14 protein-coding genes, 1 tRNA gene and 1 riboswitch are annotated in these 16,280 nt (G+C 56.6%); of the genes, 7 read left to right on the forward strand and 8 right to left on the reverse strand.

Annotated elements, in window-relative coordinates; translation table 11 throughout:
• The first annotated feature begins 8 nt into the window (after positions 1-8).
• Genes FS804_RS07625 through FS804_RS07640 form a run of 4 tightly spaced genes read left to right on the forward strand, consistent with a single transcriptional unit; the run spans position 9 to position 4,969 of the window.
• Positions 9-2,576, forward strand: a complete 2,568-nt coding sequence (locus tag FS804_RS07625) for an N-6 DNA methylase (RefSeq protein ID WP_144575958.1) — start codon at positions 9-11, stop codon at positions 2,574-2,576.
• Complete coding sequence (locus tag FS804_RS07630; protein WP_144575960.1) at positions 2,576-3,322, forward strand: hypothetical protein; 747 nt, start codon at positions 2,576-2,578, stop codon at positions 3,320-3,322. The genes FS804_RS07625 and FS804_RS07630 overlap by 1 nt, the downstream gene beginning before the upstream one ends.
• Positions 3,319-4,368, forward strand: coding sequence for a hypothetical protein (locus tag FS804_RS07635; protein WP_144575962.1), 1,050 nt, complete (start codon positions 3,319-3,321; stop codon positions 4,366-4,368). Before FS804_RS07630 ends, FS804_RS07635 begins: the two co-directional genes overlap by 4 nt.
• A 16-nt stretch (positions 4,369-4,384) precedes the next feature.
• Positions 4,385-4,969 carry a hypothetical protein gene (locus FS804_RS07640; protein WP_144575964.1) on the forward strand — a complete coding sequence of 195 codons (585 nt, stop codon included), beginning with the start codon at positions 4,385-4,387 and terminating at the stop codon, positions 4,967-4,969.
• A gap of 24 nt (positions 4,970-4,993) precedes the next feature.
• Here the strand turns inward: FS804_RS07640 and FS804_RS07645 are convergent, their stop codons facing one another.
• From FS804_RS07645 to FS804_RS07660, 4 genes are all read right to left on the reverse strand, one after another.
• Complete coding sequence (locus tag FS804_RS07645; protein ID WP_144575966.1) at positions 4,994-6,178, reverse strand: MBL fold metallo-hydrolase; 1,185 nt, start codon at positions 6,176-6,178, stop codon at positions 4,994-4,996.
• A 40-nt stretch (positions 6,179-6,218) separates the two neighbouring features.
• The gene (locus FS804_RS07650) at positions 6,219-7,433 is read right to left on the reverse strand and encodes an integrase arm-type DNA-binding domain-containing protein (RefSeq protein WP_144575968.1); all 1,215 of its coding nucleotides are present in this window, start codon (positions 7,431-7,433) and stop codon (positions 6,219-6,221) included.
• A 163-nt stretch (positions 7,434-7,596) separates the two neighbouring features.
• Positions 7,597-7,670, reverse strand: a tRNA-Gly gene (locus FS804_RS07655).
• Positions 7,671-7,724: 54 nt separating this feature from the next.
• The gene (locus FS804_RS07660) at positions 7,725-8,822 is read right to left on the reverse strand and encodes a 2'-deoxycytidine 5'-triphosphate deaminase (protein ID WP_144575970.1); all 1,098 of its coding nucleotides are present in this window, start codon (positions 8,820-8,822) and stop codon (positions 7,725-7,727) included.
• 72 nt (positions 8,823-8,894) lie between these two features.
• Positions 8,895-8,973: riboswitch (SAM riboswitch) on the forward strand.
• Positions 8,974-9,016: 43 nt separating this feature from the next.
• Between FS804_RS07660 and FS804_RS07665 the strand changes: the two genes are divergently transcribed.
• Both FS804_RS07665 and apaG read left to right on the forward strand, forming a co-directional pair.
• Positions 9,017-10,201 carry an O-succinylhomoserine sulfhydrylase gene (locus FS804_RS07665; protein WP_144575972.1) on the forward strand — a complete coding sequence of 395 codons (1,185 nt, stop codon included), beginning with the start codon at positions 9,017-9,019 and terminating at the stop codon, positions 10,199-10,201.
• Between the two features lie 225 nt (positions 10,202-10,426).
• Positions 10,427-10,819, forward strand: a complete 393-nt coding sequence (apaG, locus tag FS804_RS07670; RefSeq protein ID WP_063949639.1) for a Co2+/Mg2+ efflux protein ApaG — start codon at positions 10,427-10,429, stop codon at positions 10,817-10,819.
• 210 nt (positions 10,820-11,029) lie between these two features.
• On the opposite strand, the gene FS804_RS07675 is transcribed toward apaG, so the two are convergent.
• The 3 genes from FS804_RS07675 to FS804_RS07685 all read right to left on the reverse strand — a co-directional run bounded on the left by FS804_RS07675 (position 11,030) and on the right by FS804_RS07685 (position 14,430).
• Positions 11,030-12,019, reverse strand: a complete 990-nt coding sequence (locus FS804_RS07675) for an Hsp33 family molecular chaperone (RefSeq protein WP_063949638.1) — start codon at positions 12,017-12,019, stop codon at positions 11,030-11,032.
• A gap of 236 nt (positions 12,020-12,255) precedes the next feature.
• Positions 12,256-13,173 (reverse strand): ornithine carbamoyltransferase, encoded by a 918-nt coding sequence (gene argF / locus FS804_RS07680; protein WP_144575975.1) that lies wholly within the window; start codon positions 13,171-13,173, stop codon positions 12,256-12,258.
• A 57-nt stretch (positions 13,174-13,230) separates the two neighbouring features.
• On the reverse strand, positions 13,231-14,430 hold the full coding sequence (locus FS804_RS07685; protein ID WP_144575977.1) for an aspartate aminotransferase family protein: 1,200 nt from the start codon (positions 14,428-14,430) through the stop codon (positions 13,231-13,233).
• 431 nt (positions 14,431-14,861) lie between these two features.
• On the opposite strand from FS804_RS07685, the gene FS804_RS07690 reads away from it, so the two are divergent.
• Positions 14,862-15,395, forward strand: coding sequence for a GcrA family cell cycle regulator (locus FS804_RS07690; protein ID WP_063949636.1), 534 nt, complete (start codon positions 14,862-14,864; stop codon positions 15,393-15,395).
• Positions 15,396-15,573: 178 nt separating this feature from the next.
• Here the strand turns inward: FS804_RS07690 and phoB are convergent, their stop codons facing one another.
• The gene (gene phoB, locus FS804_RS07695) at positions 15,574-16,257 is read right to left on the reverse strand and encodes a phosphate regulon transcriptional regulator PhoB (RefSeq protein ID WP_063949635.1); all 684 of its coding nucleotides are present in this window, start codon (positions 16,255-16,257) and stop codon (positions 15,574-15,576) included.
• Between the last annotated feature and the right edge of the window lie 23 nt (positions 16,258-16,280).

Raw genomic sequence — 16,280 nt, forward strand, 5'->3', positions numbered from 1 at the left:
AGCCCGAAATGCTCGATCCTGATACCAAACGCCGAATTGACACTTGCCGTGACATTCTCGTGGGCAAGGTGCCCGATCCGAAAAGCCAGGTGGAGCAGATCACCATCGCACTGATCTACAAGTTCATGGATGACATGGACCTTGAGGCAGAGGAGTTGGGCGGGGAGCGGCGGTTCTTCACCAAGGACTATGAGCGGTATCGCTGGGCGAAACTGGTGGCCCCCGGCGTGTCGGGGCAAGACATGCTCAACACCTATTCCGAAGCGCTGACGAACATGGTGCAAAACGAAGGGCTACCAAAGCTCTTCCGTGACATTTTCCGCAACGCCTATCTGCCCTATCGCGATCCTGAAACGCTGCGTGCCTTCCTACGCGAGATCAACAGCTTCAACTACGACCATAGCGAAAAGCTGGGTGATGCGTTCGAATATCTATTGTCCGTTCTGGGCAGCCAGGGGGACGCGGGCCAGTTCCGCACACCCCGCCATATCATCGATTTCATGGTCGAAATTATCAACCCTCAAAAGAACGAGGTCATCATGGACCCGGCCTGCGGCACGGCGGGTTTTCTGATTTCGGCTTACAAGCACATTCTGAAGCAGAACTCGACCGGCGTGATGAGCGGGAATGGCAATAGCACCGAAGGCGACGCAGCCGAGCAGGCGCTCGAAAGCCCCATGCGCTATCCCGGCGACCTATTGCAACCCGATGATCGCGCCCGCCTTGCCCGTAATATTCGCGGCTACGATATCTCACCAGACATGGTGCGCCTGTCCCTGGTAAACCTCTACCTGCATGGCTTTGCAGATCCGAAAGTCGAGGAATATGATACGCTCACCAGCGAAGACAAGTGGACAGAGACGGCCGACGTCATTCTCGCTAACCCGCCCTTTATGTCGCCAAAAGGCGGGATTAAGCCGCACACCCGCTTCCAGGTGCAATCCAAGCGCAGCGAAGTATTGTTTGTCGATTATATCGCCGAACACCTGACGCCGAACGGCCGCGCCGCCGTCGTCGTGCCCGAGGGTATCATCTTCCAAAGCCAAAGCGCCTATGTGGCCCTGCGTAGGATGCTGGTCGAGAATCACCTTGCCGCTGTCATCTCACTGCCCGCAGGCGTCTTCAACCCCTATTCCGGCGTGAAGACCTCGATCCTGATGCTTGACCGCGCGGTGGCCAAGGCCAGTCAGCACGTCGCGTTCTTCAAGATCGAAAATGATGGTTTTGCGCTGGGCGCGCAGCGTAAGGCGGTGAAGGGGTCGCAACTTGCGCAGGTGAAGACCGAGCTTGCGGCTTGGCTGATGGCTGCGCGAGTAGGTGGTGGTAAGGAGCTGGAAAGCAACGTTGGCTTTGCAGTGGAGCGAAAAGAGTTGTTGGCAGAAGGATCAATCACATTAAGCGCCGAGCGGTATTTGTCACGAGAAGTCGGAAAATCCGGTTTCCCGATGGTTCCGCTTGGCGATGGAGCCCTTTTCAAGGTCGAAAGTGGAGGCACCCCCAAATCCGGCGTTCCGGAGTATTGGGACGGGGGGATTCCATGGGCGACGCTGGTCGACCTACCCGCCTCAAATTTCATTACTGAAATTACGGGGACCGTCCGAACCATTAGTGAGGCAGGCCTGAAAGGCTCATCTGCCAAGATCCTACCAGTAAACTCTGTGCTGGTCTCGTCTCGCGCGACCATCGGACGAATTGCAATTAACCGCGTTCCGCTGGCTACAAACCAAGGCTTCAAAAACATCGTCATTGCGGACGAAGCACGGGTACTACCAGAGTATCTCGCTTTGGCCGTCACGAAGCTTGTGCCGACGATGCAAAGTTGGGCAACGGGTGGTACATTTGCGGAAATCTCGAAGAGCAAGTTTTGCGAATTGGAAATTCCCCTCCCGCCACTTGAGATGCAGCGCGAGATTGTGACAGAGGTGGAGGGCTATCAGCGCGTCATCGACGGTGCACGCGCTGTCCTTCACAACTACCGCCCTCACATCGCTGTTGATCCGGAGTGGCCTACGATGCCGATCGGTGACGTATGCGTCATGGGGGGGAAGATTACTAGCGAGGTAGATTTGTCCAAACCGTACTTTGGCGCAGACAGCTTTGAGGCAAACACTGGGCGTCTCTTGAAGATTGAGACTGCGGAAGCGCAGCGTGTGAATGGTCCGGTCTACGAGTTCAACGGAAAGCGGCTACTTTACAGCAAAATCCGGCCCTATCTCAATAAGCTGACGGTAATCGAGGCGGACGCCTATTGCAGCTCTGACATGTATCCGCTCGCCGTCAAAGAAGCAGTTGCTGATATTTCTTTCATGGAAAAAACGCTTCTGGGAGAGCAGTTCCAGAACTCAATTCGCGGATACTATGAGCGCGCGAGCATACCGAAAATAAACCGTGACCAATTGTTCGGCACAAAGATAGCCCTCCCACCGATAGACGTCCAGAAAGCTATCGTGTCTGAGCTGGAAGCCGAGCAGGCCCTCGTCAATGGCAACCGCGATCTAATCGCCCGCTTCGAGAAAAAGATCGAAGCTGCAATTGCTCGTGTATGGGGAGAGGCCAAGGCAGAGGGGATTACCTGATGGATGAGGCGCTCGAACTCGGGAGCTATTTGCCCCAATCATTCGCTAATGCCAGTGAGCAGTCATATCTCGATTTTCTATGGTCCGCCTTTCAGACGAACTACGAGACTGAACGTTTCGAGTTTGCGAGTCTCGCCTTTCATTTGCTCTACATGAGCTTTGTAAGCTTCTCGATTTGGCAGATCAGGCTAGCCCGCCCGGAGCAATTCGCAATGGCTATGGTTGGATTTCGTTCGGACGAGGAAGGCAGTCTGATGGATTGCGAAAGTCCATTCAAGTTTTACGACCGCCTAAAGGAAAGTCAGATTTTCCGGTTTCTCAAGCTGATTGGTTGCTCCAATCAGCAGGTTGGAGAGTTCGCTAAGTTCGTAAAACGCCGGAACAAGATCGCACACCCGACAGGAACTGTGTTCTTTAACGATCGCGCGGCGATTGACGCCGAAATCGCTGACATGATGAGGGAAGTCCGCAACATTGAAACGCATATGGAGCCGGTTATTTTCGAGCTCTATCGGCGATTTTTGATATCAAGCTCCGATGTAGAAGAGCGCGAGTATACGGATCCAGCAGACGAGATTGCTGCGAACCTGGTTCATGCGAATTATATGTCGTCCGCTGATATTGCTACTTGCTCCGGCTTTGACGTTTCAGCGTTGGCTGGAGAGGCGCACTTCGACGAAATTCAGGCGTCGCACGCCAAATTGCTGGAACTCTTTCCACCAGAAGACATGGAGGATGCCGCATGAGCTCGCTCTACTCCATCGTCGATGGTAAATTGAAACCTGCCACGCGCCGTGCCTTGCTGAAGGAAAGCCTCATTGAGGATTGGGTCGCGGCAGATCCATCGCTGCTCGGCCTGAACGCCATGGTCATCGGTCGGCAAGTGCCGACGGACCACGGCAAATTCATCGATCTGCTGGCGCTGGATGCCTCAGGGGCTCTAATCATCATCGAACTGAAGAAGGACCGCACGCCGCGCGAAATCGTGGCACAGGTGCTGGATTACGCCTCCTGGGTTCGCACGCTGACGACGCCCCAGATATACGAGCGAGCCGAACGGTATCTCCAGACGCGTCTGGTGACTGCCTTCCGAGAGAAATTCGGAGAAGCCATTCCCGAACAGCTCAACGGCAGCCACTCCATGCTGATCGTGGCCAGCGAACTCGACCCTGCGTCCCGGCGGATCGTCGAATATTTGTCAGAAGAGCATGGCGTTGCCATCAACACCGTGTTTTTCAAAGTCTTCGAGGCAAACGGTCAGGAATGGCTGACAACGGATTTCCTGCTAGATCAGGAAGAGGTGGAGGAGCGTTACGAGCGCAAAGTGCGCCCACCGTGGTCCGGCTACTACTTCGTCAATGCCGGTCTCGGAGAACACCGGTCGTGGACAGACATGAAGCGCTACGGCTTCGTGAGTGCTGGCGGTGGCGAATTCTACACCAAGCGCCTTGAGCAGCTCGCGGTTGGCGACGAGATATTCGTTTACGACAAGGGCAAGGGCTACATCGGTTATGGGGCGGTTACCGGCGAAGCCCAGCTCGCCTCTGAGTTTATGACACCAAATGGCCTGCTCTTCGAACAGCCTCTCGCCGAACCTCGAATGAAGCGGATCGGCGAATCAGCTGAGCGGGCGGAATATGCCGTTGGCGTCGATTGGCGCAAAACGGTCGAGCCATCACAGGCTAAGTGGTTCAAAGGCGCTTTTGCCAACCAGAATATCGTCTGCAAGCTGCGCGACCAGGCGACTGTAGACTTTCTAGTTTCTGAGTTCAAAGAGAACAGCAGCGATTAAGTATTGGACGAATGATATGAGCTACATAGAGAATAATTCACCCGCCGATCTCCTTGTGCAGGAATCAGAACACTCAGCCTTCGGGGAGTGGCTCCGGGCCGAGATCGAGAAGAAAGGGCTCTCTATCGGAGTTCTAGCCGAGAAAACAGGCATCACATATGCGGGCATCTGGAATATCGTGAAGGGAAATACGGTTTCCCCGCGAAAAGAGACGCGAGATAAGCTAGCCGCAGCCCTCGACGAATTAATTCCTCCAGCGGTCGAGGCGGAAATCGCAAGCCAGGCTATGCCTATTCCCGGGTTGGAGTGGACTGATTTCACCCCCGACGACCTCGAAACGGTTCCACAAGCAAGCGGAGTATATGTCTTTTACGATATCACCGATCGCCCAGTGTACGTCGGCAAATCGAGCAAAAACGTTCGCGTTCGTGTTAAAGATCATCAGACCCGCTTTTGGTTCAAGCCGCCTCTCGTGGTTCGGGGCTCATTCCTGGCTGTCGCAGATCCTGATCTATGCCTAAAGATCGAGACCGTCCTCATAAAGTTTTTGGGTAAACACGCCCTACTAAATTCCAAGGGGGTGGTTCGCGACGCCGATTGAACGCAACAGAAATAGCCGACATCCTCACAGTGAGTATTCCCAACGCAACTCCGTTCGGGGGCTTTCTGTCACTGGAACAAAATGCCGCCCAGCTCCAGTGACCATCCGTTTCGTAATTGGTCCCGGATGTCCGTAACAGTTACGACCGTATGCAGCAATATATTTATAAGCGTTCGGAAATTTCGATATTACCGAGGCATCAAAATTGAGGTCCGATCCGTGATGAGGAAGAGAGAAAACACCTACGTTCGGTGCCAGCCACTCGTAAAATGAAAAAAATCTTTCCCGCCTTCGGTTAACGTTCAGATGCATGTCTCCGGTCAATAACCACCCAGCTGCTTCCAGACGCGAGAATGAATAAGGAGACCGAACATCAAATCGCTCCGAAGCACGTTTCGTTAGCGGGCCCGCGTAAAGCGACATCGAGACCAGATTGTGATTGGACCATATCTCCTCGTAGCATGAACGAAGTTTGTGCCTTCTAGAACGATCTTCCAACACTCCAAGGAGGAACTTGGATGAGTGGTAAGACGAGCCGAACTCTGCATACAACGCCTTTTTGAATAGCCCCTTCTGGATAGGCGAGGGGCGATGCGCATACGGCGAGAAGATCCAGTTGAGTAAGCCGTTTCTCGACGACACGGCTTGGCTGGCTCCATTAAGATGACGTGTGGTCATGGAACTTTTATTTGTTATCGATTGATGCGGTGAAAACCATTTTCCTACGAGCGGTCCTTCGCGGATACCGTCGTCTACCGGAGCCAGAGGAGGCTCAGGCACGCTGGGGTCGGCGCTATCGTCGCCTGAGCCGATCACAATCAAACGTTCGACGCCCCGTTGCCTAAACCATCCTTCTACGTCGGAAAGCAATGTCAGGTAGTTTCCTGTGGCCGACGACGTTGTCATCGCATGAGCTGCTGCAACGATTTTATCAACGTTATCAAGATAGGGAATCACGACTTCGCCGACAGTAGTTGTAGATAACAGCCGGTCGACACCCTCGACATGGTCATTGTCAAGATGCGAAATGAATAAGCAATCCACAGGGCCCTGAGATGAAACCACAGCGATCTCTCGGTCAAGAGACGTCCGTTGATCGGATCCACAATCGTAAATCCAACGATATACGCCGCCTGGAACCTTAAGTCTCCCGCTCATCATGCCGCCTTGGCCTACTGGATGCTGTACGAGAGTTGCTACGGTCTTCATTCGCGTCTTCCTATCGTTAAGCCCTATCTAACGAAAACTCTTAGAGAACTGAAGACAATTTGGCTTGTCCATTCAACCGCATTTCATCAAGCGTATCAGCCCACCACTGCAACATTTTCACTCGCTCATCCCAATACGTCGCCCGATTGTAGATTCGTCTGACCGCCCGCGTATCGAGATGCGCAAGCTGAGCTTCAATAGCATCGATGCTGAACTCTCCAGACTCATTCAATATGCTGCTGGCGGAAGAACGAAAGCCATGCGCGGTATGCTGGGCCTCAGTCACCCCCATTCGCCGCAGAGCTGAATTCATGGAATTCTCGGATAGAATCTTCTTGCCGGACATCATTGAAGGAAAGACATAGGGCTTATCGCCAAACAGCTCCTTCATCTCCGAGAGGACTTCTACTGCTTGTGTCGAAAGCGGCACATGATGCTCTCTGCGCATTTTGGTTTTCTGCGCGGGTATGGTCCATACGGCGTTATCAAAATCGAGTTCAGTCCATTCCATCGAGCGCGTCTCACCGGGGCGAGCAAAACACAGGGCTTGTATCTTCAATGCAGCCACTAATGATGGCCAGCCCTCGTAGCCGTAAATCGCCCGCATCAGGCCACCCATCTCAGCCTTCGTCGTCAAGGCCGCATGGTTGACAGGTACATGCCGCTGGAGAGCCCCGCGTAGTGCCGACGTCGGGTCGTTCTCGGCCCTCGCTGTCGCGATGGCGTAGCGAAACACGCGGCCGATGGCAGCGCGAGTAGCCAGTGCGCTCTCCACACGACCGCTCTTTTCGATAGTGGTCAACACCGCAAGGACATCACGCGCGGTAATCTGGGTGACCGGATAAGGTCCAAGCTTTGCCGCGAGATCCTTCAACATCCATTTGTTTTTCGTGATAGTCGGCTCTGCACGCTTGTCACGTTTCAGCTTTTCAATGAACTCATCCGCGATGACGCCGAAGGTGTTTCCGGCAGCGGCCTTGGCAGAAAGCTGATCACGCTTCTTGGCCAACGACGGGTCCAGGCCCTCAGAGAGCTTCTTCTTCGCCTCATCGCGCAATCGACGGGCGTCCGCCAGCCCCACTGTCGGGTACGCCCCAATCGTCAGTGTTTTCCGCTTTCCGAAAAAATCGTAGTCGAAGCGCCAAGACTTGCCGCCGGCAACCGATAGGTAGAGATAAAGCCCCTTCTCATCTGATAGCTTGCGCGGCTTGTTGTCGGCTTTGGCGTTCTTAACCTGAATGTCTGTCAGTGCCATTTTACGGTATCGGCTTCCCGCCACGTTGATGAATACCGTGATTTTTACCGACAAAATTGCTGGATGTCACTGCATACCGTTGCACGACCTTACGCGCGCGCGACGCAAAAACGCCGAAAAATCAGCGCTTCTTGGACGTCATTGATCTTGTTGGAAAAGTCGCTGGAGCGGGTGAAGGGAATCGAACCCTCGTATTCAGCTTGGGAAGCTGCTGCTCTACCATTGAGCTACACCCGCACCGCCTAAGACATCGGATAGTTCGCGGCAGGTGTCAAGCACCCGCCGGTTCGGTCACTCAGCGCGAAAATGTTTCGAGAGCTTCAGGCCCTGTGCCTGATAGTTGGAGCCAAGGCCGGTGCCGTAGAGACCATCAGGCTTTTCCAACATGTGTTCGTAGACCAGGCGTCCGACGATCTGGCCATGCTCCAGAATGAAGGGCACTTCATGGCTGCGCACTTCAAGCACAGCGCGGCTGCCGGTGCCGCCTGCCTGCGCATGGCCAAAGCCGGGATCGAAGAAGCCGGCGTAATGCACGCGGAATTCGCCCACCAGCGGGTCGAAGGGCGTCATTTCGGCGGCGTAAAGCGGCGGAACGTGGACAGCTTCGCGCGAGACAAGAATATAGAATTCGTCCGGATCGAGAATAAGCTCGGCGCGGCCACGGGCGTAAAGTGGCTCCCAGAAATCGAGGACATCGTGCTGGGCCTTCATGTCGACATCCACCACCGCCGTATGATGTTTGCCGCGATAACCGATCAGGCCGTTGTCGCCGAAACCCTTGAGGTCGATCGAAAGTGCGATGCCGCCGCCGGTCACGTTCGGCGTGTCGCTGGCGACCAGCATTTCCGTTTCGTGCAGCGTCAGCAATTCGGCTTCGTTGAGCAGCGAATGGCCGATGCGGAAGCGGATCTGTGACAGGCGTGAGCCGCGGCGCACGACGATCGGAAACGTGCGCGGGCTGATTTCGAGATAGAGCGGGCCGGCATAACCCGCCGGTATCTTGTCGAATTCCTGCGCGTTGTCGGTCATCACGCGGGTGAAGATATCGAGACGGCCGGTTGAGCTTTTGGGATTGGCAGAGGCGGACATGTCGGCCGGCAACGCCAGGCTCTCCATCAGCGGCACGATATAGACACAGCCGGTTTCCAGCACCGCGCCCTGGCTTAAATCGACCTCGTGCAGGCTCAGACGATTGAGCTTGTCGATGACCCGGGTACCGGGGCCGGGCATGAAGCTGGCGCGCACGCGGTAAGCTTTCGAGCCGAGCCTGAGATCGAGGCTGGCGGGCTGCACCTGATCCGCGTCGAGATCGGCCTCACTCTTCAGCTTGCCGCCCGCAAACAGCGCGCGTATTGCGCCATCCGCCAAAATGCCCGTGGTTCTCATCATGGTCATCATTCCTTTTTACGGCGACAAAACCAAAAGGAAGGCATTGACGCAAGCCGGTAACGGCAGTAAGGCAAGTTATCCCGTGGTGATTTGGCCGGTCGGCTTGCAGCCACGTTAAACAAGTGGCTAAAAAGACCGGGTGCTAGGAACCGGTCTGCTTTTGCGGCCGGTTTTTTTGTTTTGAAGGTGATCACATGAGCAATAAATGGCGCCCGGCAACCCAGCTCGTTCACGGTGGTACGCTACGCTCCCCTTATGGTGAAACGTCGGAAGCGATCTATCTGACCCAGGGCTTCGTCTACGAAAACTCCGAAGCCGCCGAAGCGCGCTTCAAGGGCGAGACGGATGGATTTATCTACGCCCGTTACGCCAGCCCCACCAATGACATGTTCGAGAAGCGCATGTGCCTGCTGGAAGGTGCTGAAGACGCCCGTGCGCTGGCTTCAGGCATGGCCGCCGTTACCGCGGCGATCATGTGCCAGCTGCGCGCCGGCGACCACATTGTTGCTGCCCGTGCGCTTTTCGGTTCCTGCCGCTGGGTGGTTGAAACGCTGGCGCCGAAATATGGCATCGAATGCACGCTCATTGATGGCCGTGATCTCGGCAACTGGGAAAAGGCAATCCAGCCGAATACGAAGCTGTTTTTCCTCGAAAGCCCGACCAATCCGACGCTCGAAGTGGTGGATATTGCCGGCGTGGCGAAGCTCGCCAACCAGATTGACGCGAAAGTGGTGGTCGACAATGTCTTCGCCACACCGCTTTTCCAGAAACCGCTCGAACTCGGCGCTCATATCGTTGTTTATTCTGCCACCAAACATATTGACGGCCAGGGACGCTGCCTCGGCGGCGTGATCCTTTCCGACAAGAAATGGATCGAAGAAGAGCTGCAGGATTATTTCCGCCATACGGGTCCCGCCATGTCGCCGTTCAATGCCTGGACGCTGCTGAAGGGTATTGAAACGCTGCCGCTGCGCGTAAAGCAGCAGACGGCCAATGCCTCGAAGATCGCGGATTTTCTGGCAGACAGCGGCAAGGTCGCCAGGGTCATCTATCCCGGCCGCGCCGACCACCCACAGGCGGATATCATTGCGCGCCAGATGTCCGGCGGTTCGACGCTGGTGGCTTTCGAGCTGAAGGGCGGCAAGGAGGCGGCCTTCAAGCTGCAGAACGCGCTTGAGATCGTGAAGATTTCCAACAATCTGGGCGACGCCAAGAGCCTCATTACCCACCCCGGCACGACGACGCACAAGAACCTCACAGACGAGGCACGGGCGGAACTCGGCATCTCCGGCGGCACATTGCGCCTTTCCTGCGGTATCGAGGACACGGACGATCTGCTGGAAGATCTGGCAAAGGGTCTTGCGGCGGTTTCGGTCTGAAGCTGAAATAACTTAAGCCATGGCCTGGCTGATGTCCGGCCATGGCTTCTGACGCCCGAGAAGGCCGCGCCGGGAAACTAATATTTACCTTTACCGTTATCCCTAATGTAAAAAACAGCGCAACAGGAGACGCCCCCTGCCCGTCAAGTCATTCATTTCCTTGACGATAGCCAGAGCCTATAGTGTAGAATGCGGCGGCAGGCATAATTTCGAGGTGTGGTGCGTATGTATCGTGCTCTGACAAGGGACATCGAGGTGACGGTTGACCCGTATTATCTCGAAGACCAATCCGACCCGGATGACGATCGTTATGTCTGGGGCTACAAGGTCGTGATTGCGAACAACTCCGACATTCCGGTCACTCTCGTCAATCGTTACTGGCACATTACCGATCAGAACGGCCAGGTGGACGAGGTCTATGGTCCTGGAGTCGTGGGCGAGAAACCACATCTCAAACCTGGCGACAGCTATGAATATTCTTCCGGCTGTCCGCTGGATACGCCTTCGGGCCTGATGTTCGGCCATTATGAAATGGAAACGGAAAACGGCGAGGTGTTCAATGTCACGATACCAGCCTTCTCGCTGGATTCGCCGGGCCTGATGCGGGTTTTGAATTGATGAAATCGCAGGAACGCGAAACCCGCGCGTTAAAAGCGTTGTTCAGAGTGTCGGTAAGATAAAAAATCTATCTTCGTCATGCCGGACTAGAGCGGCAGCCAGCCACGGCCCGTCTGCACCGTGAAAGAGTCTTACGCAATCAAAGCCTTAATCATGCTGAATCCCGGCTCGAGGCCGGGATCAGGGTGTGCGAGGGCACGGCTATCCTCGTCAGACGTTTTCAAATTCGCTGACATCATAGCGGTAGGTCGTGGAGCAGAACTCGCAGGTAACGGCGATGGCCCCATCTTCCTCGCTCGCCTTGATTTCTTCGGCGGTAAAGCCTGACAGAACGCCCTTGATCTTGTCGCGCGAGCAACTGCAACGATCGAAAACCGCCTGCGGGTCATAGATGCGTACACCGCTCTCATGGAAAAGCCGGAAAAGAAGGCGTTCCACCGGCACCTGCGGATCGGTCAGTTCGTCGGTATCAACCGTGTTCAGCAATGTAACCGCTTCCGTCCAGGCATCATCCTCCTGCACCTCATGGCCGCCTTCATCCCCATCGCCGCCATGCAGATCACGCATGCGTAGCCGCTCGGGCGCCTGTGGCAGGAACTGCGCGATAACGCCGCCCGCACGCCAGCCGTGGCGCGGCTTGCCGGCGCCATCACGGTCGAAGAACTCGGCGACGCCGAGACGGACGCGAGTGGGAAGCTGTTCCGACTGGCGGAAATATACCCCGGCAATGTCTTCCAGCGATGAGCCATCAAGTGGCACGATGCCCTGATACGGCTGCATGCCCGCGCCCTGATCGATCGTGAAAGCGAGAATACCGGTTCCGAGCAATTGCTCCGGCGAGGTGGCGCCCTCGGCAATCGCCGCTGCGAGACGCTCTTCATCGAAACGGGCGTAAGCGCGCATGCTTTCCGGCGCGGTGAAATCAGCAACTAGAAGGTCGACCGGACCATCGCCCTTGGTCTGAAGCGTGAGCTTTCCGGAAAATTTAAGCGAGGTGCCGATCAGCGCCGTCAGAACAGTCGCTTCCGCGAGCAGCCGGGCGACTGCGGCCGGATAGTCATGCCGCTCGAGAATGGCGTTCAGCAATGGCCCAACCTGAACCGCGCGGCCGCGCACATCCAGACCTTCGACCTGAAAGGGTACAACCTTGTCGTCGCCAGCAAAATCGAGATCGTCCAGTTCAACCGTTACATCTGCCATGTCATACTCCTTGGCGCAGCCGCGGCGCCGCTACCGTCCAAAAGTCCGGCTTTCAAAATGTGCTTTTTTGCTTGTCGCACAGAGACCCGCGAAGAGAAACCGCTCCCGGGGAAAAACGTGCAAATCGTGATGAAGGCCCGCCAGAAAACCGACGAGCCTCTTCGAAGTCCAACAGATGGTAATCGCTGCCGAGAGTTTCAAGCACCCGTCCGACGTTCAGCAAACGGGTGGTATCTTCAGATGACGCCCATGCACCAGGCGATGATTGATTTCTGCGCGTGGAGGCGGTTTTCCGCCTCGTCGAAGACGACCGATTGCGGGCCGTCGATCACCGCATCCGTCACCTCTTCACCGCGATGGGCCGGAAGGCAATGCATGAACAGGGCGTCCTTTTCAGCCTTGGCCATCAGCGCTTCGTTGACCTGATAGGGCTGGAAGATGTTGTGGCCGCGCGCCTTGTGTTCCTGGTTCATGGAAACCCAGGTGTCGGTCACCACGCAATCGGCGCCAGCGACGGCCTTTTCCGCATCATGATACAGTGCGATCTCGCCGCCGTTGTTGCGGGCCCAGTTCAGGAACTTATCATGCGGTTCGGAACCCATGGGAACCGCCATCGTCATGCGATACCCGAACCGAGCCGAACCTTCGACGAAGGAATGCAGGACATTGTTGCCGTCGCCCGTCCAGGCAACGGTCTTGCCTTTTATCGGCCCACGATGTTCCTCGAAGGTCATGATGTCAGCCATGATCTGGCAGGGGTGCGTGTCATCAGTCAGGGCGTTGATGACAGGCACGGTTGCGTGTTCGGCAAGCTCAAGCAGACGCGAATGATCCGTTGTACGGATCATGATGGCGTCGACATAACGCGACAGGACCTTGGCCGTATCGCCGATCGTTTCGGCCCGCCCGAGCTGCATCTCCGTGCCAGAAAGGAAAAGCGTTTCGCCGCCAAGCTGGCGCATGCCGACATCGAAAGAGACGCGGGTGCGGGTGGACGGCTTTTCGAAGATCATCGCCAGCATCTTACCGGCAAGCGGCTTTTCCGCTGTGCCGGCCTTGGTCGCCGCCTTGCGTGCCCGGGCATCATCGAGAATCGCCCGCAGGTCCTGCGAGCCGACGGCCGACAGGTCGAGAAAATGTTTAGGTGAAGCCATTTCAAACTGTCCCATGCTCGCGAACCCCGGCAAAGAGGCCCGCCCTTTAGTGTTTTCTCAGGCGATTTTCGCCTGTTTTGCGGTCAGGGATGCGGCGGCCGCTTCCACGCGCGCCAGACCCTCACGGGCCTCTTCCGCCGTGGTGACGAGCGGCGGCAGGAGACGGATGACATTGTCACCCGCCGGTACACCAAGCAGATGTTCCGCACGCATGGCCTGGAGCAATTCACCCGAGGGGATCCTCGCCTTGATGCCGAGAAGCAGGCCCTCGCCGCGAATTTCCTCGATCACGTCGGGGTAACGATCCTTCAATGAGGCAAGCCCCTGGCGGAACACAAGCGCGACATCACGAACATTGTCCAGAAAGCCGTCAGCAAGAACAACATCAAGGACCGCATTGCCGACGGCCATCGCCAGCGGATTGCCGCCATAGGTCGTGCCGTGCACACCCGCCGTCATGCCGGAAGCAGCTTCGGCCGTTGCGAGGCAGGCGCCAAGCGGGAACCCGCCGCCGATACCCTTGGCAACCGCCATGATATCGGGCGCGACGCCGGTGTGCTCATAGGCGAAAAGCTTACCCGTACGTCCGACGCCGGTCTGAACCTCATCGAAGATCAGCAGCATGCCATGCTCGTCACAGAGCGAGCGCAGCAGTTGCAGGAATTCCTTCGCCGGCGCGCGGATGCCGCCCTCGCCCTGAATCGGCTCGATCAGCAGCGCTGCTGTTTCGGCCGTGATGGCGGCCTTCAGCGCATCGACGTCACCGAAGGGAACCTGATCGAAACCTTCAACCTTGGGGCCGAAACCTTCGAGATATTTCTGCTGGCCACCAGCGGCAATGGTCGCCAGCGTCCGGCCATGGAAGGCGCCTTCAAAGGTGATGATGCGAAACTTCTCAGGATGGCCCTTGGAATAATGGTAACGGCGTGCGGTCTTGATCGCGCATTCCAGCGCTTCCGCGCCGGAATTGGTGAAGAAAACCTTGTCGGCGAAGGTTGCTTCCGTCAGACGCTTGGCAAGCTTTTCCTGGCCCGGCACTTCATAGAGGTTGGAGACGTGCCAGACCTTTTCGGCCTGCGTCTTGATCGCCTCCACAAGGTGCGGATGGGCATGGCCCAGCGAATTCACAGCCACGCCAGCCGCAAAATCGAGATATCGCTCGCCGCTTTCCGTGTACAGCCAGACGCCCTCGCCTCGCTCAAAACGCAGGGGGGCTCTTGCAAATGTATCGAACAATGGCGCGGCGGCTTCGGCCATGGCTGTATCACTCCTTGCGCAAATGCGCTGTAAGACGGTTGTCAATAGGCTCTTAGGGTTATCCCTTGCCTGAAAATCAAAAATGCCGCCTCGCGGCGGCAGGGGCACTATTGTCACTTCGCTTGCCGATGTCAACAAAAGTCCGTATTCCCTAGGGTTCTCAAGCCCTAGTAGGTGGCTGGGCGCCAGACCCAAGGTGTTGCCTTTCTGACTCAACTCGCCAGCAAGTTGGGGAAAACCGCAAAATCGATTCGAGATGATTCCCGCGACTCTTGCCACGGAGTCTGCGTGGCACTAGGTTAATCGCTAATTACTAGACTGCAATGCGGCGGAACTAGTCACCAAAAATCAGGCAGAAACCACACTCGCGGCACACCCGCGAGACGGAGAGGGATTCTGCCAAAAATACACGCGAAAAGCGGAGAAGCGGCATGAACTGGACAGACGAACGGGTCGAAAAGCTCAAGAAATTGTGGTCCGAGGGACTTAGCGCCAGCCAGATAGCAGCGCAGCTGGGCGGCGTCAGCCGCAACGCCGTCATTGGCAAGGTCCACCGTCTCAACCTGCCGGGTCGCGTCAAGGCTGGCGGTCCTGTCACTTCGGCGCGCACAGCGCCCAAGCGGACTGCTGCCCCTGCCCCTCGCGCGGCGAATTTTGCTGGCCGCGTCAACGCTGCACCGGCACGGATCCTGACGCGTTCCAACGCCGCGACCGCCCTTCAGGAAGAGGTCGGCATCGAGACCGCGGAAGTTCTCGATTACGTTCCTTCCAGAAACGTCGTCACGCCAATCTCCCGTCGTCTGACGCTGACGGAACTGACCGAGCGCACCTGCAAATGGCCGGTCGGCGACCCCTTGAAAGACGATTTCCATTTCTGCGGCTGTGAAGCGCTGGAATCTTCGCCCTATTGCAAGTTCCATGCGAAACTCGCCTATCAGCCGGTAAGCGAGCGCCGTAAGGCTTGAGTGTTGCGGCACGCATTCGACACTCAAAAACTACGGGCCTTCGGGCCCGTTTTTTTGTGCCAAAACCAGAGCGGATCGGGATCAACCACAACAAAAGGCCCGACACCAATCCGGTTTCGGGCCTTTTGTTTTCGCGGAAAATTACCTTGATGGAACGCGCCAGTCGGATGGCGTCCGCTCAGGCTTCCATGGAATAGCCGGCGCCGCGCACCGTGCGGATGACATCCTGCATGTGCGAAAAATTAAGCGCCTTACGCAGGCGTCCGACATGCACGTCGACGGTACGCTCATCGACGTAGATATCATGGCCCCAGACACCATCGAGCAATTGCGAACGGGAGAACACCCTGCCCGGAGAGGTCATCAGGAATTCCAGAAGGCGAAACTCCGTCGGACCGAGACGCACTTCACGGCTTTTGCGGTGAACGCGATGCGTCTCGCGATCCAGTTCGATATCCCCGCATTTCAGCACCGAAGACAGAACCTCGGGGCGGGCCCGGCGGAGCATGGCCTTGACGCGGGCCATGAGTTCCGGCGTGGAGAACGGCTTGACGACATAATCGTCCGCACCCGTTGCGAGGCCACGAACACGTTCGCTTTCCTCGCCGCGAGCCGTCAGCATGATGATGGGCAGGCGTTCCGTTTCCGGCCGCATTCTGAGCCGACGGCAAAGCTCGATACCGGACACACCAGGCAGCATCCAGTCTAGAATGAGAAGATCGGGGGTACGTTCCTGAAGCCTGATTTCCGCCTCGTCACCACGGGGTATCGTGTCGACATCGTATCCCTCAGCCTCGAGATTGTAACGAAGAAGGACGCTGAGCGCTTCCTCATCTTCCACAACTGCAATCTTGGGCACCATATGCTGAACTCCGCAAGGCTTTG

The organism is Agrobacterium sp. DE0009 (genome assembly GCF_007680755.1).
Taxonomy (GTDB): Bacteria; Pseudomonadota; Alphaproteobacteria; order Rhizobiales; family Rhizobiaceae; genus Agrobacterium; species Agrobacterium tumefaciens_B.